Origin of the sequence: Rothia nasisuis, assembly GCF_928381405.1 — a bacterium.
Lineage (GTDB): Bacteria > Actinomycetota > Actinomycetes > Actinomycetales > Micrococcaceae > Rothia > Rothia nasisuis.
Genome location: NZ_CAKMSB010000004.1, coordinates 1 through 24,891 on the forward strand (window position 1 = coordinate 1; position 24,891 = coordinate 24,891).

General features: G+C 59.0%; 19 protein-coding genes and 1 pseudogene. 15 read left to right on the forward strand and 5 right to left on the reverse strand.

The window, feature by feature from the left end; genetic code table 11:
• The 7 genes and pseudogenes from L6966_RS04520 to L6966_RS04550 all read left to right on the forward strand — a co-directional run.
• Positions 1–731, forward strand: a pseudogene (locus tag L6966_RS04520) (hypothetical protein); the annotation flags it as partial.
• A 52-nt stretch (positions 732–783) separates the two neighbouring features.
• Positions 784–1,857, forward strand: coding sequence for a recombination mediator RecR (gene recR / locus L6966_RS04525; protein ID WP_237232943.1), 1,074 nt, complete (start codon positions 784–786; stop codon positions 1,855–1,857).
• Between the two features lie 119 nt (positions 1,858–1,976).
• Complete coding sequence (locus L6966_RS04530) at positions 1,977–3,266, forward strand: aspartate kinase (RefSeq protein ID WP_083090965.1); 1,290 nt, start codon at positions 1,977–1,979, stop codon at positions 3,264–3,266.
• A 576-nt stretch (positions 3,267–3,842) separates the two neighbouring features.
• Positions 3,843–5,231: a CoA transferase gene (locus L6966_RS04535; RefSeq protein ID WP_237232944.1), complete on the forward strand. Its 1,389-nt coding sequence runs from the start codon at positions 3,843–3,845 to the stop codon at positions 5,229–5,231.
• A 547-nt stretch (positions 5,232–5,778) separates the two neighbouring features.
• On the forward strand, positions 5,779–6,702 hold the full coding sequence (locus L6966_RS04540; RefSeq protein WP_237224265.1) for a 3-methyladenine DNA glycosylase: 924 nt from the start codon (positions 5,779–5,781) through the stop codon (positions 6,700–6,702).
• Between the two features lie 120 nt (positions 6,703–6,822).
• Entirely contained in the window at positions 6,823–7,953 is a 1,131-nt protein-coding gene (locus L6966_RS04545; protein WP_237232945.1) for a C4-dicarboxylate ABC transporter substrate-binding protein, read from the forward strand.
• Positions 7,954–8,143: 190 nt separating this feature from the next.
• Complete coding sequence (locus L6966_RS04550) at positions 8,144–9,247, forward strand: zinc-dependent metalloprotease family protein (RefSeq protein ID WP_237232946.1); 1,104 nt, start codon at positions 8,144–8,146, stop codon at positions 9,245–9,247.
• A gap of 87 nt (positions 9,248–9,334) precedes the next feature.
• Here L6966_RS04550 and L6966_RS04555 read toward each other — a convergent pair whose 3' ends face one another.
• The 3 genes from L6966_RS04555 to L6966_RS04565 all read right to left on the reverse strand — a co-directional run bounded on the left by L6966_RS04555 (position 9,335) and on the right by L6966_RS04565 (position 11,628).
• Positions 9,335–9,718 carry a DUF1304 domain-containing protein gene (locus L6966_RS04555; protein ID WP_083092755.1) on the reverse strand — a complete coding sequence of 128 codons (384 nt, stop codon included), beginning with the start codon at positions 9,716–9,718 and terminating at the stop codon, positions 9,335–9,337.
• A gap of 81 nt (positions 9,719–9,799) precedes the next feature.
• Positions 9,800–11,194: a PepSY-associated TM helix domain-containing protein gene (locus L6966_RS04560; protein WP_237232947.1), complete on the reverse strand. Its 1,395-nt coding sequence runs from the start codon at positions 11,192–11,194 to the stop codon at positions 9,800–9,802.
• A gap of 50 nt (positions 11,195–11,244) precedes the next feature.
• Positions 11,245–11,628, reverse strand: coding sequence for a DUF1304 domain-containing protein (locus tag L6966_RS04565; protein ID WP_083092753.1), 384 nt, complete (start codon positions 11,626–11,628; stop codon positions 11,245–11,247).
• Between the two features lie 94 nt (positions 11,629–11,722).
• On the opposite strand from L6966_RS04565, the gene L6966_RS04570 reads away from it, so the two are divergent.
• The 4 genes from L6966_RS04570 (at position 11,723) to purL (ending at position 16,097) form a co-directional block, all read left to right on the forward strand.
• Positions 11,723–12,289, forward strand: coding sequence for a TetR/AcrR family transcriptional regulator (locus L6966_RS04570; protein WP_237232948.1), 567 nt, complete (start codon positions 11,723–11,725; stop codon positions 12,287–12,289).
• A 390-nt stretch (positions 12,290–12,679) separates the two neighbouring features.
• Positions 12,680–12,931 (forward strand): phosphoribosylformylglycinamidine synthase subunit PurS, encoded by a 252-nt coding sequence (gene purS, locus L6966_RS04575; protein WP_237224259.1) that lies wholly within the window; start codon positions 12,680–12,682, stop codon positions 12,929–12,931.
• A gap of 5 nt (positions 12,932–12,936) precedes the next feature.
• Entirely contained in the window at positions 12,937–13,746 is an 810-nt protein-coding gene (gene purQ, locus L6966_RS04580; protein ID WP_237232949.1) for a phosphoribosylformylglycinamidine synthase subunit PurQ, read from the forward strand.
• A 26-nt stretch (positions 13,747–13,772) separates the two neighbouring features.
• Positions 13,773–16,097, forward strand: a complete 2,325-nt coding sequence (gene purL, locus L6966_RS04585; RefSeq protein ID WP_237232950.1) for a phosphoribosylformylglycinamidine synthase subunit PurL — start codon at positions 13,773–13,775, stop codon at positions 16,095–16,097.
• Between the two features lie 137 nt (positions 16,098–16,234).
• On the opposite strand, the gene L6966_RS04590 is transcribed toward purL, so the two are convergent.
• Positions 16,235–16,855, reverse strand: coding sequence for a TetR/AcrR family transcriptional regulator (locus L6966_RS04590; protein ID WP_237224256.1), 621 nt, complete (start codon positions 16,853–16,855; stop codon positions 16,235–16,237).
• A 108-nt stretch (positions 16,856–16,963) separates the two neighbouring features.
• Here L6966_RS04590 and L6966_RS04595 point away from each other — a divergent pair, with 108 nt between their 5' ends.
• Positions 16,964–18,070 (forward strand): YhgE/Pip domain-containing protein, encoded by a 1,107-nt coding sequence (locus L6966_RS04595; protein WP_237224255.1) that lies wholly within the window; start codon positions 16,964–16,966, stop codon positions 18,068–18,070.
• A 188-nt stretch (positions 18,071–18,258) separates the two neighbouring features.
• Here the strand turns inward: L6966_RS04595 and L6966_RS04600 are convergent, their stop codons facing one another.
• Complete coding sequence (locus L6966_RS04600) at positions 18,259–18,930, reverse strand: biliverdin-producing heme oxygenase (protein ID WP_237224254.1); 672 nt, start codon at positions 18,928–18,930, stop codon at positions 18,259–18,261.
• A gap of 159 nt (positions 18,931–19,089) precedes the next feature.
• Here L6966_RS04600 and L6966_RS04605 point away from each other — a divergent pair, with 159 nt between their 5' ends.
• The 3 genes from L6966_RS04605 (at position 19,090) to L6966_RS04615 (ending at position 24,673) form a co-directional block, all read left to right on the forward strand.
• Positions 19,090–21,585, forward strand: a complete 2,496-nt coding sequence (locus L6966_RS04605; protein ID WP_237224253.1) for an HAD-IC family P-type ATPase — start codon at positions 19,090–19,092, stop codon at positions 21,583–21,585.
• Positions 21,586–21,924: 339 nt separating this feature from the next.
• On the forward strand, positions 21,925–24,045 hold the full coding sequence (locus L6966_RS04610) for a glucose PTS transporter subunit IIA (protein WP_237232951.1): 2,121 nt from the start codon (positions 21,925–21,927) through the stop codon (positions 24,043–24,045).
• 148 nt (positions 24,046–24,193) lie between these two features.
• A complete protein-coding gene (locus tag L6966_RS04615) occupies positions 24,194–24,673 on the forward strand; it encodes a GNAT family N-acetyltransferase (protein WP_237232952.1) in 480 nt (159 codons plus the stop codon).
• Positions 24,674–24,891 lie beyond the last annotated feature (218 nt).

Below are 24,891 nucleotides of genomic sequence, written 5' to 3' on the forward strand. Positions count from 1 at the left end.
CAGCTGTGTATAAGAGACAGCATCTACGCGTCATTGAAGGCGAGGCAGACCCGGTCGAAATCGCAAAGGCCCAGCACCCGTCCAGTGGCTCACAAGAGCAACAAAACATCTCGCTGGCCAGTGAACACCCCGAACAGGGGGGTAGCGCGGGCCAGCATGAGCAGAGCCCTCACGCGGTCTCACTAGAGCCTGTGCCCACCACGCAGGGCCTGGCCGAGCAGGGTCACAAAGGTGCCGACAACGCGGCAATTAACTCCGAGCATCAGGGAGGTGAGGCCTCCGGGCAGGCATCAGAAGAGACCGCAGAGAATTCCGCCACCGGCGGCACCACCGGACCAGCCTCTGAGTATGCCAACGGCGAGGGTGGCTACTTTGACGAGACCCCCGAGACTGCGCCCGAGCACCGTGCGGAGCCGGGTTCTGCATCACCCGAGCAGGAGGCACCGGCTGCGCTCCAACGTCCTAGTACCCCAGCAGACCCGGCCCCAGAAAAAAGTAAACCGGGCGGTAAACTGTCTTTCCGTGAACGCCACGCTGCACAGATTGCGGCAGGTCAACAGGCTGTACAGCGGGGCCAAGCCCCGGCCCCAGAAGCACCCGAGGCCCCCGAAGATTTCACCCCCAGCGACGACGATGCTGCCCTCGAATCGTCCGTACTCATCGGTCAGAAGGCCGTAGAAAAGATTCTGGGTGGCAAGGTCATTGACGAGCGGCCCCTCCACCAGGGCTAGTCAACAAAAAATAAGCACCGGCACCCAAACCTGCCGGGCTCAAGGAGTATAAGTGTACGAGAGCGCCGTCCAGAATCTCATCGACGAGCTAGGCCGCCTACCCGGAGTGGGTCCCAAGTCCGCCCAGCGCATCGCCTTCTACATTCTGAATTCTGAGCCCGATGAGATGACTAAACTGACGGACGCAATTGCCCGCGTGAAGAAGACCGTGAGCTTCTGTGAAATTTGCGGCAACGTGTCTGAGACCAAGCTGTGCGCAATTTGCCGTGACGAGCAACGCGACCCGTCGGTGCTGTGTGTGGTCGAGGAGTCTAAGGATGTAGTGGCTGTTGAACGCACTCGTTCTTTCACCGGCCGCTACCACGTGCTGGGCGGGTCCATCAATCCGCTGGGTGGTGTGGGCCCTGAGCAGCTACGCATCCGTGAACTGGTGGCCCGTCTGTCTGATGAGCGCATTACCGAGTTGATTCTGGCCATGGACCCCAACCTTGAAGGAGAAGCCACAGCCACCTACCTGTCGCGTCTGCTGGTGCCAATTGGTATCCGGGTGTCGCGCCTGGCTTCCGGCCTGCCTGTAGGTGGCGATCTGGAATACGCCGATGAGATTACCCTGGGGCGAGCGCTTGAGGGCCGCCGCGTGATTAGCGAGGGCACCCGCGCCGAGAGCGCCAACCCCGCTGCGGATTTCGAGGAGGCCGCCCGGGCAGAAGCACAGGAAAAGGCCCAGCAGGCTGCCGCGGACGAGGCGGCGCGGTCACCGCGCGCCCGCTGGTCTGGCTCCATGTTCGGCGAGATTGAGGGGCAGGACGCCACCCCCTCCCCTGCACCTAGCCAGGTAGCACCCGAGCAGGGCGACCTCAACGAGGAACTACTGAATCAAGAACTGGCCTCCCAAGAAAGCACCAGCATCCCCGGTGACCTTTCAGCCGAAGAGAGGGCCGAACAGGCTGCCGTTGCCGCCTTTGAAGCTGAGCAGCTAGACGAGAGCGAAACTGATTCCCAGGAGGGCGAGCGCCGCGAAGCCTACGAGAGCACTCTCAAAGAGCTGAAGAAGACCCCGCTACGCACGGTTGCTCCAGAGATTCCTCCGATTCCGGGTAAGACCTACGTCAACCCCTGGACGTAATACACGTTATATTCCCGTCATGTGAGCAAAAATCGTTCATAAAGGCGCGCCACCCCTACGATAGGTTTAGGCCGGCAAATGCCCGGCACCTTCAACACCTTTGTACTGGAGAAGTTTCAATGAGCCTGATTGTCCAAAAGTTCGGTGGGTCCTCGGTTTCTGATGCCGAGGGTATTAAGCGTGTGGCCCGCCGTATTGTGGACACGCAGAAGGCTGGCAACGAGGTCGTCGTGGTGGTCTCAGCAATGGGCGATACCACCGATGAACTGCTCGACCTTGCGGCTGAAGTAACCCCCAATGCCGGCCCCTCGCGTGAACTCGATATGTTGTTGAGCGCTGGCGAGCGAATCTCTATGGCCGTGTTGGCCCTGGCTATTAACAGCATGGGTGGCCGAGCCCAGTCCTTCACCGGCTCCCAGGCCGGCATGATTACCGACGGTGTGCACGGCTCTGCCCGCCTGGTTGAGGTCAAGCCTGACCGTATTCGCACCGCCCTTGATGAGGGCAATGTGGCGATTGTTGCGGGCTTTCAGGGGATGAACCGGCAGACCCGTGACATCACCACCCTGGGCCGTGGCGGCTCCGATACTACCGCCGTTGCCCTGGCTGCTGCGCTGGGTGCCGACGTCTGTGAGATTTACTCAGACGTCGACGGTGTGTTCACCGCTGACCCGCGTATCGTGCCGTCCGCCCACAAGCTCGATACCGTCACGAGCGAAGAAATGCTGGAGATGGCTGCTAACGGCGCCAAGATTCTTCACCTGCGCTCGGTGGAGTACGCGCGCCGTTTCAACCTGAAGCTGCATGTTCGCTCTTCGTTCTCACAGCTTGAAGGCACTCTCGTTATCCCCGACAATGAGGGTATGGAAACTAATTTGAAGGAGATCCCCTTGGAACAGCCCCTCGTCTCGGGCGTCGCCCACGACCGTAGCCAGGCTAAGGTCACCGTTATCGGTGTGCCCGATGTGCCCGGCTCTGCGGCCAAGGTGTTCGGTATTCTCAATGAGACCAACGTGAACCTCGACATGATTGTTCAGAACGTCTCAACCGACCGCCCCGACGTCACCGATATCTCCTTCACTCTGCCTCAGGATCAGGGCGCTGCCGCTCTGGCTGCCCTTGAGGCGAAAAAGGACGAGCTGGGCTTCGAAGAGGTGGAGTACAAGGAGCATATCGGTAAGCTGTCGCTGGTGGGTGCGGGTATGAAGTCCAACCCCGGTGTGTCCTTTAAGTTCTTTGACGCGCTGAGCACCGCCGGTGTGAACATCGAGATGATTTCTACCTCTGAGATCCGCATTTCGGTTATCACCGATATTGAGAAGCTTGATGAGGCTGTGCGCGCTGTGCACTCAGCTTTTGACCTTGATACCGAGGGTGAGGCTACCGTGTACGGTGGTACCGGCCGCTAGGTTGTGAACTAGGTTTTTCCGCGAGGACGCCCGGGCCCCGGGCTGGTAGCGCCACGCTGCTGGCCCGGGGCTTGGCTTTTGCTCATGTCAGTGAGCATCTGAAAAAAATTTAGGCAGCTTTTGGCACAGGGCCTTGACGAAAGGAATTGACCCGACATAATTTTGTTGTACGTCACATCTTCTTTACCCCCCCCCAAAAAAAATTCAGCCAACCGGCTGGTCAAGCACTAAAGGAGCATGCCGTGAACCCTTTGAACATTATTCTCACCAGCTGAGCTCCATCAGGTCCTTACGAATATGATCATCCTGGAGTTTGTAAGGGCCAATTTTGAATATATTACCTATTCATAATGTGTCCCAAGCAACACCTTGATGTAGAATCTAGCATACAGGGAGAGAACAGATTCTGGCCTGGCTTGCTATTACGTGAATATTACACTTATTACTCGCACACCAGGACACACAGCTTCACTAGTCTGATAGCTGGCGAGAATGACTTTAACAGGTTGGCTGAGATGACAGCTCATTTCGAGTAGTTCTTTCCTGTGTGTATCTAGCAACCGTTCGGATAGCTAGGTGCCTGAAGCTGAACTTACGGATTGGTTCCTTTTACAGGCAAGTCTGTTATTTGGGTTGGAAAGGTGGTATCAACTAGATATGCAGGTAGATTCTCATACGTATACATATCGATTTGATGAATGGCGACACTGCCCTTTGGATGTTTCGGCCCTGGCGCTGTACTCTGTGACATCAGCAGTAGAGGCTGCTCAGTGTCTTGCTGACGCAAGAGGCGTTGAGAGCACTTTTACGCTAGATATACCCCAAATACCATTTTCATTTTCCAGTTTAGAAAATCTAGAAGTCCAGAACCGAAAAACCGTACCATGGAGCCCTCTTTCAGGATTCTTTAAGACACTAGATGGGTGGGTCAGGCTACATGGCAATTACCCACATCACGCCAAAGCGTTAACAGAATGTTTTGGGACTAATGATAGAGAAAATTTAACCAAATTGTTTTTATCTTTGCCAAAACATGAAATTGAAGAATCAATAATTCTCAACGGCGGTATTGCGTCAGCAGTTCGAAGCTCAGATGAGTGGAATCAGACTGACCAATCTAAAGAAATGATTGAAACTGCCTGGATTAAAACGGAGGTATCACAAAAAGATAATGCACCACCTAATCTGACTGATTACTATCTACCTGCGTCAGGAATTAGAGTGCTTGATTTAACTAGAGTTGTTGCTGGCCCTACTTGTACTCAAATCCTCGCTTGTTTGGGCGCAGACGTTCTACGAATAGATCCACCTTCCATGCCTGAGTTAGAAGATCAATATATTTCAAATGGCATGGGTAAAAATACAGCTATTGTTGATTTTTCACATAATAAAAAAATGATCAATAGTCTTATCTCTCAAGCGCATGTTGTCATACTCGGGTATAGTCCACATTCCTTAGATAAATTTGGTCTCAGTCTTTCAAAATTGCGGAATAAATATCCAGACCTCCTTATCGCTAGTCTATCAGCCTGGGGAGAGTCGGGCCCTTGGGCTACGCGTGCAGGTTTTGATTCAATTGTGCAAGCCGCAACCGGTATATCTCACTTATGCAGTACGGTGAATTCAGATGGTGAGCTAGTCCCGGGAGCCCTTCCTGTCCAAGCTCTTGATCATTCCACCGGATTTATCTTAGCTGCACGTATTCTTGAATCACTTGCTTATAATCAGTCTGGTGTTGTGCATATTAGCCTTTTAGGTGCAGCCCAAGAGCTATTCAAAATTTCTAATACAAAAGACAGTGATAGAAAATATTCATATCTTGCAACGCATCATAATATTTCTAATGTTGATTCACCATACGGTCAAATATCAGTCCCTGCTATACCTATTAAAATTGACGGAATGCACTTAGAGGGAAAAATCAAAAGATACGGTACTAGTTATCCTAACTGGTTTAGTCTATAAAAATTACCTAATCTTAAGTGCAATTGCTTATAAGCAGCTTGTCGAAAATGGCGAAAGAGATAAGAAAAAAGACGGTGCCGATACGGCTCTTACCTGTGGAACTTGCAGGGGCAATGCCTGGCTAAAGCATACCTCGGGTGCAATTTCTTACCCTATTTTTGCGGCTCACCATGACCCTAAGGACTGCCCTGAATGCTCTATTGCTGCCCAGCGCCTTGATGGAGTTATTAATCGTGCCCGGATAGGGGCTGATGGTGTTGTAGGGGAAACTGAGGCTTATTCATAAGGGCAGAGGTGCCCCGGGCTCGCAGCGAAGCTGCTGGCTCGGTGGCTGGCGTGAATCGCCTTGTGAGCGAAGCGAACCGGGCGAGAGGGTCGGCAGCGAGTGCGAGCCCAGGGGTGCCTCGAGACAGACCTTATGAATAAGCCTCTATATTAGTTTCGAGAATATGGGGCCATTTCTCATGTGCAAGCCTTCAATTCATTTATGCCCTATGAGCTGGCCAGAAATCAGGTTAGCGTATGGGGGCGAGCTAGAATAGACCCCATGCCCCTCACCCTCCTTGCCCCGGACGATTGGCGCGCCCAAGCGTCCGCCCATAAACAGCGCTCCGGCCGCTACGCCCTGCCCTTTGCAGGGCGGCGCGAGCGCGGCCAGGCCCACCCCGTTGAGGACTTCCTCTTCACCTACTACACCCTCAAGCCCGGGCAGTTTATGCGCTGGCACCCCGGTGCGGGGGTCATTCTGCAGGACGCCGGTGAGCGGGCAGACTGGAAGTTCTACCGGGCCGCTACCCGGCAGGAGCTAGAAGAGGCAGGCCTGCCACCTGCCGAAGCCGCCGCGGCGGCGCAGGCGGGCACCAGCGTCCTTGTCGATACCGAAAAGTTTGCTGAGGACCGCGCGTCAGCCATTGATTTTGCGCGAATTATCCTGGGCAAAACCGCGGCCAAACCCGGTTTCTTTGGCTGCTTTGGCCTACACGAGTGGGCGATGACTTATAAGTCGGTGGAGAATAACATCCGCCACGACTACCTAGAACTGCGCCTAGGGGCTGAGGGTACCGACCGAGTGGTGGAGGGCCACAAGATTCACTGCACCCATTTTGATGCCTTCCGTTTCTTCATGCCGCAGGCGGTTCCCTTGAATGAGGTGCAGCCGACGCGGGAGCAACAGCGCAACCTGGAGCAGCCCGCCTGCCTGCATGCCAACATGGATATCTATAAGTGGGCCTACAAGCTTCTGCCCCTCATCCCGTCGAGCCTGGTCATGGACTGCTTCGAACTGGCTTGGGACGTGCGCGAACTCGATATGAAGGCTGCCCCCTACGACCTGCAAGACTGGGGTTACGAGCCGGTCAAGATCGAGACCCCCGAGGGTAAGGCCGAGTACGTGCGCCAGCAACGGGCCTTTGCTGGGCGCTCGGCGACTCTACGGCAGTGTTTGCTTGATGAACTTGATAAGACTCTCTAAACCGTGGCGAAGCCAAAAGAATATGTTCTAAGCCACACCTGCCTTTAGTATAGACCCAATCACCGCACCCGAGAGCCCCCGCGTAAAACCCCTTTTACACCTCTTTGGAACGGACTACACATGCGTTTTTTACGAAAGCTCGCCACCACAGCGGTGGCGGTTCTAGCCCTTACAGGCCTGGCAATACCTGCCGCAGAGGCCACCCCCTCTGACACCGACGGCGATAAGATTCTCGACGTTTGGGAGACCCAAGGCTACGACTTCGACGGGGACGGAACCATCGACATTGACTTCCCCGCGCTCGGTGCCAACCCCTATCAGAAGGATCTCTTTGTTGAGATGGACTATATGCCAGGTGAGCTCGCCACCGAAGCCGAGCTCGACGTCATCGTGCAGACCTTTGCCGATATGCCCGTCAAGAACCCTGATGGCACCACAGGCATTAACCTGCACCTTGACGCGGGCAGCATCTACCCTAAATACGACCTAGGTGGCGGTAACGAGATTCCCCACCAGGGCTTAGCTGAAGGCGCCTACGACGCCTGGCTCCTGCGCGGTGAGCACTCTGACCCCGCCCGTGAACCCATTTTTCATTACATGATTTGGGGCGACTACTACGGAGATACGGCTTCCTCCGGTCAAGGATATTACAACTGGCGCGTATTTATTGTGACCGTAGGTGATACCTACTGGGGCGAGGCCAGCAGCTCCATCCGTATTGGCGTGTTTATTCACGAGCTGGGGCATAACCTGGGTCTCGGCCACGGTGGAGCCGATGAAATCAACTACAAGCCCAACTATATGAGCGTGATGAATTACCTCTACACGCTGGATGGCATCAAGAAGACTGATGGAACAACCTCCTTTGGTTATTCCTACCGGGCGATTACCACCCTCAATGAGAAGGTCGTGATGGAGACAAAGGGCCTGAGCAAGAAAGCTCAGGGGTTCTTTGCCACCGTCAACGGCCAGCAGTGGGTTGCTGACCAGGGCATAGATTTCAACGGTGACGGCACGATTACCCACAAGCCGCAGACTATTGACGTGAACGGCGACGGGGTTATCGGCAAGCTGACTGCCCCAAATGACCTAGACCTGCTCAATTTCCAGGTGGAACCCCACCCTCTAGGCAGCAGTACCGAGGTGTCGCAAGCGCCCCAGCCCCGCCAGCCGGGCGCTCTGCCCGAGGTAGTTTCCAGCGAGCTGACTGCCGAGGTAGCACGCGATTTAGGCCATCTGCCCGCTGAGTAGTCACTCTATCTCGTGAGGTATTCACGCCGCCGGGTGCGGCCCGAGAAGCTTTATGCCGCGACACGCCCCTTGCACACCATCTTTTGAGTTGGTAGCGTGCTCGGATATCCCCTTATATAGAGATCAAGCGTCCCCCTATCAAGCGCCAACCATGACAACATCAACGCTTTATAGAACGGATTTATATCTCATGCATTTTTCTCGCAAATTAGCCACCATTGCCATTACCGCGCTAGCAGTCAGTGGTCTGCCACTACCAGCGGCCTCGGCCTCCGTGGATGCTGATGGAGACAAGCTTCTCGATACCTGGGAAACCGAAGGCTACGACTACAACAATGACGGAGTCATCGACATTGACTTCCCTGCCCTGGGCGCTGACCCCAACCACAAAGATATTTTCGTGGAAATGGACTACATGCCCGGTGAAATCGCAAGTGAGGCCGAGCTAGACACCATCGTCCAGACTTTCGCAGAACTCCCCCTTGATAACCCTGACGGCAGTAATGGTATCAACCTGCATCTCGACGCTGGCAGCATCTACCCCAAGTACGACCTTGGAGGCGGTAACGAGATTCCCCACAAGGCTTTAACCGGGGTAGACGAAGCGGTGACCCTGCGTGGCACCGAGTCAGACCCTGCCCGCACCAGCGTATTTCACTATATGATTTGGGGTGACTACTACGGTAACAGCAGCTCGTCAGGCCAGGGCTGGATCCACGGCCGGGAGTTCATCGTGACCGTTGGTCAGACCTACTGGGGCCAGGCCAACAGCGAAACTCGTATTGGCACCTTCATCCACGAGCTGGGTCACAACCTTGGCCTGCACCACGGCGGTACCGACGAGGTCAATTTCAAACCCAACTATCTAAGCATCATGAACTACAGCTACCAGCTGACCGGTCTCAAACGAACCGATGGTTCAACCTACTTCGGCTACTCCACCCGTACCGGTGACACTCTTGACGAGACCAATCTGGTCGAAGCTACCGGGCTCGGCCAGGCTGCTCAGGGCTTCTACGTCACCTACAACGACAAAGAGTGGGTGGCTAATGAAGGTATCGACTTCGACAATGACGGCTCGGTTGAAAGCCTCCCCCAGGCTATCGATATCAACGGGGACGGTTCCACCACTTCTTTAACCGCCCCCAATGACCTGGAGACCCTCACCTTCCAGGCAAGTTCGTCATCTTCGAACACCGCCACAAGCAGTCAAGAGACTGCCGAGCCTGTTGTTGAATCAAACGAACTCACCGCTGATATCGCCCGCGATTTAGGCTACCTACCCGCAGAGTAAGCCGAGAGGGGGCATAAGGGGATAGCCTCACCGGGGGTGTTTCTGCTAGCAAGAGCAGGGGCACCACCGGTGATTTTTGTGCTGGCATCACCGGGGGTTTGGGGAGCAGGCTCCCAGCAACTTTTCGCTTAGCCTGACAGGCAACTTTGAGATAGAGACACCGAGGGCAAGCAGCGCAAGAGCTAGGAAAAGGACGGCTGCCGCCGCCAGCATAGAGCCGGCTCCGGCAATGACCAGGGCTAGGCCAGCCTCGGATAAACCGGCCCAGTAGAGAATCACGCCTGCGGCCGCGATGAAACCGAGAAAGAGGTTGTAGAACCCCTGGTTGTAGACCATTTCCCGGGTCTGCTCGGCGCTTTCGCGGGTAAGGCCGAAGACGCTGAGCCCCCGGGGGGTGCTCCAGGCGAAGAATCCGATGTAAAAGATGAAGGCGTGCGGCGGTTCACCGGCGTCCTGCCCCCTCACACTCACGTGGCACTTCTTTTCGTCTGCACGAAATTTTTTCGTGCAGACGAAAAGAAGTGCCACACCTCAGCCAGACACGTTTCATCTTCACAGGCGTGAGCGCAACATAAGCCACCTGATAGCCTGCACCGCCAGGTCTGCTACCACAAAAACTAGCAGGCTCGCACCCAGCACCGGCAAAAAGAACCCAACTGCCAGTGTGCCAGAGAGCAGAAGAACCCAGACCCAAAACGGTACCTGCCGCACAGAGGCGAGGGTGGGGGCCGGGCCAACCTTACCTCCGCTGCGCGGGCGGCGCTGCCACCACATAACATACCCCCAGGCGCTCAAAGCCAGTGTTGCCAGAGCCAGCCCAAACATCACAAGCTGATTGACCCAACCAAGGTGAACACCCATGTGCAGGTCAATCCCCCAGCGGGTTAGCTTGGCGGCTAGCGGGTAGTCCGCAAAATCGGTGCGGTCTACCACCTTATAGGTGTAGGGGTTGATAGCTACCGAGTCCACTTGGGTTGGGTAGAAACGCTGGGTTTCTTGAACCACCCAGGCGGTTTCTGCGTCGGCGCCCGGGCGGATCTCAAGGTTTACCGAATCAATGTTCACTGCCCGGGCGGCGCTGAGAACCTTGGTGTAGGAGGTCACGGGCAGAGTAATAGGCGCCCCAGTGGAGCTTCCAGATGCAGGGGCAGCGTGGTCGGCTGAATCCGAAGAATCTGTTGCGGCCCCGGTGAGAGAAGTGCTGACAGAAGGGGTGGTCCAGCTGAGGGCTGCCCGCAGGTCACTCACGTTTGCTCCGGCGTAAGTTGACCAGGTCAAACCTGTTGCTGAGAGAAAGAGCAGGCCTAGCGCTACCCAAAAGCCCAAGGCACTGTGGCGGGAGAGGGTGCGCAGGTAGCCACGGAGCCCGCGGCGCGGCGCGAGGGCGTCCTTACCCCGGCTCAGCCTGCGGGCACGCAGACCCCACAACACCAGACCACTAATCGCAATCACCCAGAGCCAGGAGGCAGCCAGTTCGCTGTAGATTCGCCCCACCTCCCCCAGGTGCAGGTTGCGGTGCAGGCCGCTCACCCAGGTGCGGAAGGGCAGGGCACCGCTGGAGCCGTAGACCGGGTACTCACCCAGTACCTGCCCGGTGCCGGGGTCAAGGAAGATGGTGCGGGTGGTTGATTCGCCCAGGGTTTCGTCGGCGTACATAACGCGGGTGGTGGTGCCGGGAGCGACAGCCGGGCGGACGGCCACCGGCGACTCCTGCCCCGCATAGGCGTTGGCTGCAGCAACCTGCTCGTCGAGGTTGAGACGGGTTTCGGTGGCCGGAGCTGTGAGCACGTGGCTGTACGCCATTTTCTCAATCTGCGGGGCCAGGGCATAGAGAGCGCCGGAGGCAGCCGCTACCGCGATGAAGGGGGCCACCAAAATACCGGCGTAGAAGTGGATTCGGCGGGCTAGGGCGTGTAGCCAGGCAGATGAAGCAGAGGGTGTGCGCATAGGTAGCTATTGTAGGCTACGGCCAGCGGCGGGGCAGGGCGACGGGTTCCTTAGAGGGCTGCGCCCAGAGCGAGCGAAAGGACGGCGAGCAGCGGGAAGGCACCCTGCTTCATGGCGGCGGGGCGCTTATCCGGTGAGGTGATGAAGAGGACGGCTGCGGCGGCCAGCATTGACCCGGTACCGGCGAGCATGAGGGCCAGGCCCACGGCGGGGGCACCGGCAAGATGGGCTAGGACGCCGGCAGCGGCAATCAGGGCTAGAAAGAGATTGTAGAAACCCTGGTTGTAGGCCATTTCTTTGGTCTGTTCGGCTGATTCACGGCTCATGCCGAAGACGGGCAGGGCTCGGGTGGTCCAGGCGAAGGATTCAAGGTAGAAGATAAAAACGTGCAGGGCGACGGCGAGCAGTAGGGCGATGATACCGGCGACGGTCATGGGAAAATCCTCTCATAGGTTTTTGCAACGCTTATTCCAATATATACTAGAATGGTCAGTACAAAATTTTGTTAGCTATGAAACGAGGCACACCATGGGGCGCACAGCAACCTTCGACCGAGTGGACGCCGTCAGGGCAGCCCGCGGCATCTTTTGGGATCGGGGCTACGAGGCAACCTCAATCCCCGACCTCGAGCAAGCAACCGGCCTCAAGCGCTCCAGCCTCTACCACGCCTTCGAATCCAAAAAGGGCCTTTTTGACGAGGCGGTAGAGAACTACCTGGCAGAAAGCGTCCGCCCACTCCTTGCCCGCATTACCAGCGAGAGGGCGAAACCCGATGCCCTCACACAATACTTTGAGACCCTGGCTAACTCCATCAGCTCTGCTAGCAGCCACCCCGGCTGTCTGCTCATAGCGGCAGCCAACGCCCCGGTGGGCACCGACCCAGTGGTCAGCGCAGCCATCAGCGGCTACTACGACGAGCTGTTTGCTGCCTTCCGCGCAGGGCTGGGCAGGGCGCGTCCGCACCTCACCGCAGCCGAAGCGGACGGCCAGGCCCGCGCCCTGGTTGCCCTCACCATCTCAGCCCTAGCCCTAGCCCGAACCAACAAAACCCTCGCCCTAGCCAATCTGCACGCGGCGCAGGCGCTCCTCCGCTAACCCCTTGCCAGAATCGAGCGTGCGTCATATCGCTGAGCGTGCACCTGGCAGCCGCACGCTCAGCGATATGACGCACGCTCATCACAACCAGACGCCCCAGAAAAGCCCGGTGCCCGGCCCGCTGGTCAAACGCGTCCAGGGCATCGGTGAGGTCGGGGGCTGACCAGACTTTCTGATCCCTCACACTCACGTGGCACTTCTTTTCATCTGCACGAAATTTTTTCGTGCAGATGAAAAAAGGTGCCACACCTCAGCCAGGCACGCTTCACCTTCACAGGCGTGAGCGCAACATAAGCCACCCGCCATCTCAGCAGGGGGACGTAGCGGCACCCATCAGGTAAAATGAGACCTGGCTCTATATAGATTCCAGCACCCAAGGAGTGCCCATTCATGGCCCGTATTATTGTTGACGTGATGCTCAAACCCGAAATCCTCGACCCCCAGGGCAAGGCTATCGCTCACGAGCTTCCCCGCATCGGTCTGACCAACTTCACCGACGTCCGTCAGGGTAAGCGCTTTGAACTGACCGTGGAGGGCGAAGTCACCGAAGAACTGCTCGCGCAGGCCCGCCAGGCAGCTGAGGAGCTGCTGTCTAACCCCGTGATTGAAGACGTGGTCAACGTCGAAGCTCTGGAGGACTAAAAGACGTGGCAGAATCCCTCGCAGCAACCGAAGTGCCCCTGGTGGGCGACTTCTCCCAGACCATTCTCAACCCTGCCCTGGCCGATGTGCGCGTTGGCGTCATCACCTTCCCCGGCACCCTGGACGACCGCGACGCTTCCCGCGCCGTCCGCCTGGCAGGTGGCACCCCCGTACCGCTGTGGCACAATGAGGCAGCTCTACACGATGTAGATGCCGTGATCGTGCCCGGCGGTTTTTCATACGGTGACTACCTGCGCGCAGGCGCTATTGCCGCTAAGGCCCCGGTCATGAGCAAGGTCGTTGAGGCAGCCAGCGCTGCTGGCACCTCCGGCTCCGCCCCCCTGCCGGTGCTTGGCATCTGCAACGGTTTCCAGATTCTGACCGAAACCCACCTGCTGCCCGGCTCCATGATCAAGAACGACCACCGCAAGTTCATCTGCCGCGACCAGATCCTGCGCGTTGAAACCAACCAGACCTTCTGGACCAGTGACTTTGAAGCAGGCCAGAACATCGTGGTGCCCCTCAAGAACCAGGACGGCCAGTACGTTGCCGACACCAAGACCCTTGAGGCGCTTGAAGCTGAAGGCCGCGTCGTCTTCCGCTACGTGGATGTTAACCCCAACGGTTCCCGCAAGGACATCGCCGGCATCTCCAACGAGCGCGGCAACGTGGTTGGCCTCATGCCCCACCCCGAGCACGCCGTCGAACCCGGCTTCGGCCCCTCGTCCTCCGGTTTTGGCACCGTGGGTCTGCGCGGTGGCGCGGACGGTCTGGGCGTCTTCACCTCGGTACTGAACAAGCTGGTTTCGGCCTAAACGCCGCGTCATAAGGAAATCCAACATTGAGCGAAAAGAAGTTTAACCTCGACACCGTCGAGCACGCCGCTGCCACCCCCGACACCGAGCTGCCCTGGGCTGAGCTGGGTCTGAAGGAAAACGAGTTCGAGGACATCAAGAAGATTCTCGGCCGCCGCCCCACCGCAGCCGAGCTGGCCATGTACTCGGTCATGTGGTCAGAGCACTGCTCCTACAAGTCCTCCAAGGTGCACCTCAAGCAGTTTGGCTCTAAGGTGACCGACGAGATGAAGAAGGACCTCATGGTTGGTATCGGCGAGAACGCCGGTGTGACCAACATTGGCAAGGGCTGGGCTGTGACCTTCAAGATTGAGTCCCACAACCACCCCTCCTACGTTGAGCCCTACCAGGGTGCAGCAACCGGTGTGGGCGGTATCGTGCGTGACATCATCTCTATGGGTGCCCGCCCTGTGGCCGTCATGGATCCCCTGCGTTTCGGCGCCATTGACCACCCCGACACCGCCCGCGTCCTGCCCGGCGTTGTCTCCGGTGTGGGCGGCTACGGCAACTCCCTGGGCCTGCCCAACATCGGCGGCGAAGTTGAGTTCGACGAGTGCTACCAGGCCAACCCCCTGGTCAACGCCCTGGCTGTGGGCATCATGCGCCACGAGGACATCCGCACCGCAAACGCCTCAGGCACCGGCAACAAGGTCATCCTCTTCGGTGCCCGCACCGGTGGCGACGGCATTGGTGGCGCCTCCGTTCTGGCGTCAGAGTCCTTCGACGACACCAAGCCCTCCAAGCGCCCCGCCGTTCAGGTAGGCGACCCCTTCGCTGAGAAGGTGCTGATCGAGTGCTGCCTGGAGCTCTTCAAGAACTCCATTGTTGAGGGTATTCAGGATCTGGGTGCTGCGGGTATCTCCTGCGCCACCTCCGAGCTGGCCTCTAACGGTGACGGCGGTATGCACGTTGATTTGACCAAGGTTCTGCTACGCGACCCCACCCTGACCCCGGGTGAGATTCTCATGTCTGAGTCCCAGGAACGCATGATGGCGGTTGTGACCCCCGAGAACCTGAGCCGCTTCGAAGATATCATGGCCAAGTGGGATGTGGAGTACTCCATTCTGGGCGAGGTGACCGGCTCTGGCCGCCTGACCATCGAGTGGCAGGGCGAGATCATCGTGGACGTTGACCCCAAGACCGTCGCCCACGACGGCCCCACCTATGAGCGCCCCTACGCCCGCCCCGCCTGGCAGGATGAGCTACAGGCTAACCGTTTCACCGGCTCTGCTGCGGACGACGCCCGCCCCACCGGCGCTGAGCTGGGCGAGGCAATCAAGGCTTTCATGGCCTCCCCCAACATGTGCTCTAAAGCCTGGATTACCAACCAGTACGACCGCTACGTTCAGGGCAACACTGCCCTGTCCATGCCCGATGATTCTGGCGTAATTCGCGTGGACGAAGAGACCGGCCTGGGCGTTGCCCTGGCCACCGACTCTAACCCCCGCTTCACCAAGCTGGACCCCTACGAGGGCGCCAAGGCCTCCCTGGCTGAGGCCTACCGCAACGTAGCTACCGTGGGTGCCCGCCCTGTTGCGGTATCTGACTGCCTGAACTTCGGTTCCCCCGAGGACCCTGACGTCATGTGGCAGTTCGCTGAGGCTGTACGCGGTATCGCCGACGGCTGCATGGAACTGGGCGTTCCCGTGACCGGCGGTAACGTCTCTCTCTATAATCAAACCGGTGGCAAGGCTATTAACCCCACCCCCGTGGTGGCCATGATGGGCGTGATGGACGACGTCACCCGCCGCACCCCCTCCGGTTGGGCTCCTGAGCATGACGGCCAGGCCCTCTACCTGCTGGGCACTACCGGCGACGAGCTGGACGGCTCCGAGTGGGCCCGCTTCAAGGGCCACTTGGGCGGCCTGCCCCCCAAGGTTGATCTGGCTGCCGAGAAGCTGCTGGGCGACATGCTGGTAAACATGAGCCGCGACGGCATGATTGATGCTGCCCACGACGTCTCTGCCGGTGGCCTGGCTGCTGCCCTGGTTGAGGGTTGCCTGCGCTTTGGCGTCGGTGCCCGCCTTGGCCTGGGTGAGGTTGCTGAGCGCGACGGTATTGACCTCTTCACCCTGCTCTTCTCAGAGTCACTGGGCCGCGTGGTTGTCTCTGTGCCCCGCTCTGAGGAGGTCCGCTTCAAGGACATGTGCACCGCCCGCAACTACCCCTTCGCCCGCATCGGCGTGGTCGATGCTGCCTCTCACGCCCTGGATATTCAGGGTGAGGTCGCTATCGACCTGGACGAGCTGCGCCAAGCCCACGAGGGTACCCTGGCCCGCTACTTCGGTGAGGTTGCCCCAGCTAGTCTCTAGCTACTGTGTGTAAGGACGCCGCCGCGACCCCTGCCTTGCCTTCGGGCAGGCAGGGGTCGTGGCGGCGTCCTTCTGTCTTAGCCCTGTGCAGGGTTCTAGGTGCCGCTACTCCACAGACAGGCCAAGACACCTACCCCCTACTCCAACGCTTCGAGGGCGCTGGCAGGCAGGACGTCCGCGAGCACGCTCATCACCGTTGTGCTGTAGAGCTGGGAGAAACTATCAAGGCGCACAAAGAATTCATCCTCCCTCAAATCTGCCAGTGAAGCGATGGACCCTAATAATCCGTTTATCAGAAAAATGTGGGCAGCTAGAAGCAGGTCAGAGTCACCGCCATCACCGCGCAGAAACCCCTGCTCAATCCACATAGCGCGTACGGCGGCTCTGAACCTGTCAGAGGCTTCGCCCTGGGGGCTGCCAGCCAGCTGGCGGGCCAGCTGGCGGGCCAGGTAGCGGATAAGGTCAAGGTTTTCGTCGTAGAAGGCGCGCACTGCGCTACTGTTCACATCGCGGCTGATGACAAGCCGTGCAATACTTAGGAATTTGTCGGAGGTTAGCCGCTGCTTTTCGGCTTCGGCGCGCACCGCCGCGAGGTTTTCAAAGTGGTAATAGAAGGTGGTGCGGTTACACCCGGCGCGTTTGAGAATCTGGTCGACGGCGATGTCGGGGAAGGCTCGCTCGGCTGCCAGCGCCCAGTAGGCTTCGGTAATGCGCTGACGGGCGCCGGGTCGGGCTGAGTCCTTACGGGGGCGGGCCACGGTCTCCTCCTAGAAATACAACAAAGTGTTGTAATAAGTCTAATTTAGCCCTGGCAGGGTGATTTTAGGATTAAATACAACAAATTGTTGCATTAGAAAGGCATAGACATGGCAGGCTCAACGGTCGCCACTGACTCACACACCAAGACCCCCAGCGCCAGACGCTGGATCCTCCCCCTTCTCGCCCCGCTCATCGGCCTGCTCATCGCAGCGCTCATGGTCACCCCTATGCTGGGGGCTAAGGCAGAGAATCTGCCGGTAGCTATCGTCAATGCAGATTCCGGCGTCACTCTACCAACGGGCGAAACCATCAACGCCGGGGCGCAGGCAGTTGAAAACCTCACCTCCGCCGACCAGCAGGCCCTCGACTTCACTCTGATGACCAGCGGCCAGTCAACCGAGGAGCTCCTTGAGGACGAGGGCTACTACGCCGTTCTTGAAATTCCGGCTGACTTCTCCCAGGCCGCTGCTGCGGCGCAGGCCGGAACCGGCGAAGCCGCCGCCCTGACCGCGACCGTGGATCAGTCCAAGACCATGATGGGCGTGCAGACTGCAACCAACGCCCTGACCGCCATGGGTCAGAACTCGCCGGTGGCTATCAACGTGACCACCATAAACAAGATTCCCACCGAGTGGGGTTTTGCCGGTAGCTTCGCCCCCATGATGCTCTTTATTGGCACCTTTATCAGCTCACTCGTTTCGTCTGTTCTGCTCACCGGATCGCACTCTGTTTCTCAGACTCGCGGCACTACCGCCTGGGTGAACGCTGGTCTGCAGGTAGTCTACGGGGCTGTGGCGGCGCTGCTGGTTGGTTTCGGCACCACCTGGGTGGTACAGTCCATCACTGATTTCAGCCTGCCCTTCACCGAGCTAGCTCTCTTTTTAAGTGCCCTCTCGGCTGGGTACATTGCCCTGACCACAGGTTTTGTTAACCTGCTGGGCACCAAGGGTGTGGCCTTCTCAGCCCTGACCATGCTTTTGGGCACCGCAACTCTCAGCGTTCCCCGCCAGTTCCTGCCAAGCTTCTGGAGCGAATGGATTTACCCCTGGATCCCGGCCCGTTTCGCCGGTCAGGGCACCCGAGACATCCTCTACGCAGGCGAACCCTGGTTGAACCCCAACGTCGGTGCCTTCTTCTGGATGGTAGCTATCGGACTTGTTCTCATCGCAGTAGCAGCCCTGAAGAACCGTTCATCCAAGGAGGTAGCCGCCTAACCCGCATTTTCACCGCTGAGCAGCGCCTAGGGCGCACCTCAGGACGCCTGCCCCGGCTTGCGTAAGCCGGGGCAGGCGTCCTTCTGTCCCGGGTCTGCGCAGGGTTCTTAGTGCATGTGCAGAGAAAATCCTGCACATGCACGAAGAAACCTGCACAAAGCGTGGAGGGCACCGCCCTGACGATATCTTTATGGGGTTACGCACTCCCCCAGTTGGGCAAACACGCGGGTGTTGTGGTCGAAGCCAGTCAGGGCCTCATCCACCAGTGCGTCGCGCTGGGCTTCCGTGAGTGGGGCGGCATCGAGCAGGCCCCGGTAGGAATCTTTGAAGACCTTGGGCTTGGGTAGGGCTTCAAAACGGTACATGCTCAGCGCCTCGGCAGGCACACCGTAGTGCCGGGCAACCAGGGCAGCCACGGCCTGCCCACCAGAAAGGTCGCCCAGGTAGCGCAGGTAGTGGTGGGCCAAGAAGCGTTCGGGGGTGGATGCCGTGGCCCGGATAGCTGCGGCATAGTCGGCGGTTGCCAGTAGCGGCTGGTCATCGGTGGGGCCGCCCAGTTCAGCCAGGTCGGCCTCGATAGAGGCAAGCCGGTCGAGGCCCTCTAGCAGGAAGGGTTCGGTGATGGGGTTGGGGTGGGCGCGGAAGCCAGCAGCGACTCCTTCGAGGGCCTCATAAATATAGACATACTGGGTGAGCAGCTGCCGGTAGGCCTCAAGGTCGAGCTTGCCGCCCATCAGGTCGGCCATGAAGCTGGAGTGTTCGGCCTGCTCGTGGCGACTCGCGGTTTCTGCCTTGAGTCGGGCTGAGAAAGCAGGACGCTCGGTGCATAGATAAGGCACCTGGCTTCTGTGGGCACCCATGAGCTCCTCTGCACAGGTGCCCGCCCAGGGCATAGACCCAGGGCAGAGAAAGGTATAGCAGGATCTACCTGTTTTCATCCCTGAGACTGACGCGCGCCCACCCCTTGGCCTACTAGACTAGATACCACCCCGTCCAGCCTGATGCCTCAAGGAGCCCCCATGTCTCGCACCGCGCCTGCCCACCGCGTGAATGTGAGCACCCCTCCCGACGGCAGGCTCCTGGCGCAGGGGCTGACCCGAGAGCAGGTGGCTGAGAGGCAGCAGGCCGGGCTTGTCAATACGCAAAACACCACCACCTCACGCTCTACGGCCACCATTATTCGCACCCACCTCTTCACCATGTTCAATCTGGTGCTGGGGCTGTGCGGGCTGGCCGTCATTCTGGTGGGTTCCTGGCTCGATACGCTCTTTTTGCTGGCGGCTATCGCTAACGTGGTCATCGGTTTCACCCAGGAGTTTTCGGCCAAGAAGCAGCTTGACCGCATCGCCCTACTGCGCCGCGACCCGGTGACCGTGCTGCGCGGCGGCCAGCTGGCCGACGTGCACATGGAAGAGCTGGTACTCGACGATATTGTGCTCCTTAAGCGCGGCGACCAGGTGCCAGCCGACGCTCTGGTGCTGACCAGCAACGGGCTCGACCTCGATGAATCTCTGCTGACCGGTGAAAACGATCCCGTAGGCAAAAAGCCGGGGGATGCCGTACTTTCGGCCTCGTCGGTGATCGGTGGCTCAGGTAAGGTGCGGCTGACGGCGGTGGGGGCCTCCTCACGTGCAGCCAAGATTACCGCTGAGGCCCGCCAGTTCACCACCATCCACTCTGAACTGCGAGCCGGCATGGAACGCGTGGTCACCTGGATTACCTGGGCGCTCATTCCCATTATTGCGATTGTGCTCAACGGCCAGATGCAGGCAGCCGGGGGCTGGTCGTTTGCCCTGGAGTCTGGGGCCTGGCGCGATGCCCTCATCACCTCGGTGTCGTCGGTTGCCTCAATGATTCCGCAGGGCCTGGCACTCATGACCACCATTTCTTTTGCCGTGGCCTCGGTCAAGCTGGCCCGCACCGAGGTGCTCATTCAGGAGCAGCCCGCCGTTGAGGTGCTGGCCCGCGTTGATACGGTCTGCTTCGATAAGACCGGCACCCTGACCGAAGGCGGTGTGCGCTTTGACTCGGTGCGCACTCTGACCGGGCAGGTGCTTAAAGAACACCGGGACGATTCCCCCGGCTGGGACACTGCCCTGGGCTGGTTTGGCGCCGACGAGAACGCTAACCCCACGGCAGCTGCCCTGAAAGAACCGTTCGCGACGGCTGCTGCCCGGGCCTCCACCCAGGGCGCGGCGGCGTCCGCGCCCACGGGTCTCCTGCCTTTCTCATCGGCCCTGCGCTTTAGCGGGGTAGAATTTGCTGACTCAGGGGCCTGGCTCATTGGTGCTCCCGAGGCCCTGCTGCCAGCCGGTTCCGCTGCTGCCACCCTGGCCGGGGAACTGGCTGCAAGCGGCCTGCGCACCCTGGTTTTGGCCCACGCCCCGGCGCTCACCCGCGATGAAGCTGGCGCTGTGGTGGCGGCCGTCCCCGCCGGTCTTGAGCCCCAGCTGTTCGTGATTTTCCGTGAGCAGGTGCGGGCTGAGGCCCCCAGCACCCTGGCCTATTTTAGGAGCCAGGGCATTGACCTGAAAGTCTTCTCGGGCGATAATCCGCGCACCGTTGCGGCCGCAGCCCAGGCCGCTGGTATGGATGTTTCTGCCGGCGCCGTCGATGCCTCTGCCCTGCCTGAGGGTGGCCCCGAGCTGGTAGAAGCTGCCCGCACCCACGCCGTTTTTGGGCGCGTCTCACCCGAGCAGAAGAAAAACATGGTGCTGGGCCTGCGCGAGGCCGGTCACGTGGTGGCGATGACCGGTGACGGCATCAACGACGCCCTGGCCCTCAAGCACGCCGATTTGGGTATCGCCATGGGCAACGCGGCACCGGCCACCAAGGCTGTCTCGCGCCTGGTTCTGCTTGATGGCCGTTTTGACCGCCTGCCCGGTGTTCTGGCCGAAGGCCGCAAAATTATTGCCAACATCGAGCGGGTCACTAATCTCTTTCTCACCAAGACAGCCTTCGCTATCATGCTGGGGCTGACCATCGGTATTCTCTGCTGGAACTTCCCCTTTCTCCCCCGCCAGTACTCTACCGCCGACCTGCTGATTGTGGGCGGCCCGGCTTTCTTTCTGACCATGCTGCCTAATACCCGCCGCTACGTGAGCGGCTTTTTGGGCCGCGCCCTGCACTATGCCCTGCCAGCTGCCGTCATTATCACGGCGGTGCTGGTTTTCGTCAACGGCTACGGGCACAGGAGCGGGGTTGAAACGGCGCAACTGCAGACCGCCACCTTTATCGCCCTGGTGCTGATGGGTATCTACAACATCACCACGGTGGTACGCCCGGTGCGCGGGGTGCGCCTGGTGATTGTCGCTACCATGTATGCGGGGCTGATCCTAGCACTCGTCCTGCCCCCCTCACTCTGGTACCACCAGTTCACCGCACCCTCGGGCACCTACCTGCCTGCCACCCTGATTGCCGCCGCAATAGGCTGCCTGGCCCTGGAGATTAACCTGCGCCTACACACCGCCTGGCTCAAAGCTAAGCACCCGGACGCCATCGCAGCAGCTTCGTAGGAGCGGTCAGGGGCGTGGGTAGCACAAAACCTGCAGGAGTGAACCTACAGGTCAGGCTCTTTTTCTGTTAAACCACTTGCATAGCCAGCTGTAGCGGAGTAGTCTGGGCACGAACGGGGGTTTACACCCCTTGACCATAGTCAATCATCAGGATTGTTACTGGCTTGGCAGGCAAGACCTGAGTTGCTATCGGCTCTGACCCAGAGCAGGCGTGTAACCGCACCCGGCTCTAAAAATCAGGGCATCGCTCTACCCGCACGGGTGGGCAAGACGATAGGCAACTCGGGTCTTTTTCGTCTTAAAAGCCGGAGCGATTCCACACACCGGTAAGGTTCACTCATGAACAACTCACAGATGGGCGAGCAGATACTTGAGGGCCTGGGCGGCCCCGAGAACATCTCGCACTTTACCCACTGCGCCACCCGCCTGCGCGTAACACCCAAGTCCAACTCAGCAATCGACCGCACCAAGATTGAGAACGTCCCAGGCGTGCTCTCCATCATCGAGCAGTCCGGCCAAACCCAGGTCGTCCTCGGCGACAAGGTCGAATCGGTCTACAACGAGATGCTCAAGCTCCCCGGCATGAGCAACGTTGGTGATAACGCCAGCAAGAATGCAGCCGAAGGCGAGAAGAAGGCCGGCGTGCTGACCCGCGTCTTCGACGTGCTTTCAGACTCCTTCCGCCCCATCCTGTGGGCACTGCTGGGCACCTCCATGATTCTGACCCTGATCGTCTTCCTACAGCAGCTGGGCTACTTCGGTCAGTACACCGACCTGACGGGCCAGACCGTCAACATCGATATCGTCAACGGCCCCCGCCTAGCCGATGCTGACACCGCAGCTGCCATGCTCAACGAGTGGCGAGCAGCCTTCCCCTTCTGGTTCCTCATGCTGGCCGCTGCGCTCTCTGTTCTGAACTTCATGCCCATCATGATTGGTGCCACCGCAGCTAAGCGCCTGGGCGCTAACATGTGGGTCGGCGCGGCTATCCCCGCTGCTCTCATGACCAGCACCTTCCAGGGCTTCTCCGATATTGCCGTGGACGGCGCCGTCAACGTACCCTTCTTGGGTCTGAACCTACCCCTGTACGTCATGAACTACACCGGCCAGATCTTCCCTCCCCTTTTCGCAGCCGCCCTGCTGGCTCCTCTGGAACGCCTCTTGAAGAAAATTATTCCCACCATGCTGCACATGGTCTTCGTGCCCATGATTTCTGTTATGGTTCTGGTTCCCCTGACCGCCTTCGTCATCGGCCCCATCGGCATCAACTTTGCTCTGGCTATCTCTGACTTCATCGGCGGTGTCAACGAATCCCTTCCCTGGCTGGTCGGCGGCCTGATTGCTGGCCTCTACCTCTTTATGGTTCCCCTGGGTCTGCACTGGCCTCTGAACGCGGTCATGATTAACAACCTACAGACCGACGGCGTTGACTTTATCCAGTCCCCCATGGGTGCCTACAACTTCGCTGTCTTCGGTGTTGTCACCGGTGTTGCTATTGCCGCCCGCCGCAACAAGGAGCTACGTCAGACCGCAGTGGGTGCGGCTGCCTCCGGCCTGCTCGGCGGTATCTCTGAGCCCTCCCTCTACGGCGTTGTGCTACGCTACAAGCGCGTCTTCCCCCTGATTCTGGTTCCCGCCGTTATCGGTGGTGCCACCATCTCGGCTCTGGGAGTGCAGTCCCACGCCTTCGCCTTCACCTCCCTACTTTCTATTCCCGCTATGCAGCCCTCCCACCTCTACATGATTGGCCTGGCTATCGCCTACTTTGGTGCTCTAGCTGGTGTGCTCATCTTCGGCTATGAGTCCAAGGATCAGAAGGCAGAAGCCGTAGCTGTGGCAGAGACCGGCATCGGCGAATCAGAGGCTGAGGCCACCACCCCCGGCACCGCTGAGAAGCGCACCGCAGCTGGTGCTGCCAGCGCAGCTGCGGCTCCCGTAGCTGTTGCTCAGAAGCAGGACGCCGCGCCCTGGTCCACCGAAGAAACCTCGGCTCCCACGCCCGGCAGCGTCCTCACCATCGCTTCCCCTCTCGAAGGCCAGGCCGTGCCCCTGGCTGAGACTCCCGACCCCATCTTTGCCGCTGAGAAGCTCGGTAAGGGTGCGGCGATTGATCCGACCGGCAACACCGTGGTAGCACCTGCCGCCGGTAAGGTCTCCGTCACCATGCCCTCGGGCCACGCCATTGGCCTCAAGCTTGACTCCGGTGTAGAACTGTTGATTCACGTGGGCATTGACACCGTCAATCTCAACGGTAAAGGCTTCGACGTGAAGGTAGAGAAGGGCCAGCGCGTCGCTACCGGCGACCTCCTGATGACTTTCGACCCCGAGATTATCAAGAATGCCGGTTACTCACTGGTCACCCCCGTGCTGGTCACCAACACCGGTCGCTTCGCCAAGGTTGAGGGCGCCGTCGGCGAGGCCCTGCCCGGCTCTGAGCTGATTAAGGTCACCACCAAGTAAGACCCTCTGCTACAGGCCGCTTCTAGACTCTGCCCTGCCCCGTCGGCCGACGGGGCAGGGCAGAGTGTCTACCGGGGGTGCCGACAACCGCAGGCTTTCCCCTTAATTACTTACCAGTAACATGTTTTTGGGAGCTTAGGATAGTTTCATGTTTACCGTCAAATCCTTTTATGAGCTGACGCTCGATGAACTCAATGAGATTTACCTGCTCCGCGGGCTCGTTTTTGTGGTCGGCCAGAAAATTACCGAAGAAAACGAGATTGACCGGGCCGACCGCCAGGCCCTGCACTTTTTCCACGCCAACGAGAGAGGGGAGGTGCTGGCCTACCTCCGACTCTTTGACCTAGCAACCTTCTCAGATGAAGCCCACCCGGCTGACCCTGGGGCCTGGACTCTCGGCCGGGTGGCTGTTCACCCGGACGCCCGCGGCACCGGCCTGGGGCGCAAGCTGCTCAAGGCCGCTCTGACCTGGATTTACGAGAACACGAAGGCCGAACGTGTGTCTATCAGCGCCCAGTCCTACCTCAAAGAGGGCTACTACGAAAAAGCCGGCTTTAAGCAGGTGGGGGAGCCTTACATAGAGGCAGGTCTTGAACATGTGCACATGGTCTGCCCCCTTGAGCGCTGAGGCCAGCGGCAGGGGCAGATACCCTAAATCGGTAGTGCGGTTATGACGTGGTTACGATGCAGTAACAAAACTTTTCAACTTTAAAAAACGTGCCGAAATAAGTGTTTTGGCAACCTTTTGCTACATCAGTGCCCTAGTATATACATTATGTGATTCACCCCACCATAGAGGTCGAGTTGGCCTACCTGTCCGGCGGTGAACATGAACCCACACGTTTC

Coding starts and splice junctions, on each gene's coding strand:
- L6966_RS04530 (WP_083090965.1), top strand. CDS start 1,977: ATGAGCCTGATTGTCCAAAAGTTCGGTGGGTCCTCGGTTTCTGATGCC.
- L6966_RS04540 (WP_237224265.1), top strand. CDS start 5,779: ATGCCCCTCACCCTCCTTGCCCCGGACGATTGGCGCGCCCAAGCGTCC.
- L6966_RS04545 (WP_237232945.1), top strand. CDS start 6,823: ATGCGTTTTTTACGAAAGCTCGCCACCACAGCGGTGGCGGTTCTAGCC.
- L6966_RS04550 (WP_237232946.1), top strand. CDS start 8,144: ATGCATTTTTCTCGCAAATTAGCCACCATTGCCATTACCGCGCTAGCA.
- L6966_RS04560 (WP_237232947.1), bottom strand. CDS start 11,194: ATGCGCACACCCTCTGCTTCATCTGCCTGGCTACACGCCCTAGCCCGC.
- L6966_RS04565 (WP_083092753.1), bottom strand. CDS start 11,628: ATGACCGTCGCCGGTATCATCGCCCTACTGCTCGCCGTCGCCCTGCAC.
- L6966_RS04570 (WP_237232948.1), top strand. CDS start 11,723: ATGGGGCGCACAGCAACCTTCGACCGAGTGGACGCCGTCAGGGCAGCC.
- purS (WP_237224259.1), top strand. CDS start 12,680: ATGGCCCGTATTATTGTTGACGTGATGCTCAAACCCGAAATCCTCGAC.
- L6966_RS04595 (WP_237224255.1), top strand. CDS start 16,964: ATGGCAGGCTCAACGGTCGCCACTGACTCACACACCAAGACCCCCAGC.
- L6966_RS04600 (WP_237224254.1), bottom strand. CDS start 18,930: ATGGGTGCCCACAGAAGCCAGGTGCCTTATCTATGCACCGAGCGTCCT.
- L6966_RS04605 (WP_237224253.1), top strand. CDS start 19,090: ATGTCTCGCACCGCGCCTGCCCACCGCGTGAATGTGAGCACCCCTCCC.
- L6966_RS04610 (WP_237232951.1), top strand. CDS start 21,925: ATGAACAACTCACAGATGGGCGAGCAGATACTTGAGGGCCTGGGCGGC.
- L6966_RS04615 (WP_237232952.1), top strand. CDS start 24,194: ATGTTTACCGTCAAATCCTTTTATGAGCTGACGCTCGATGAACTCAAT.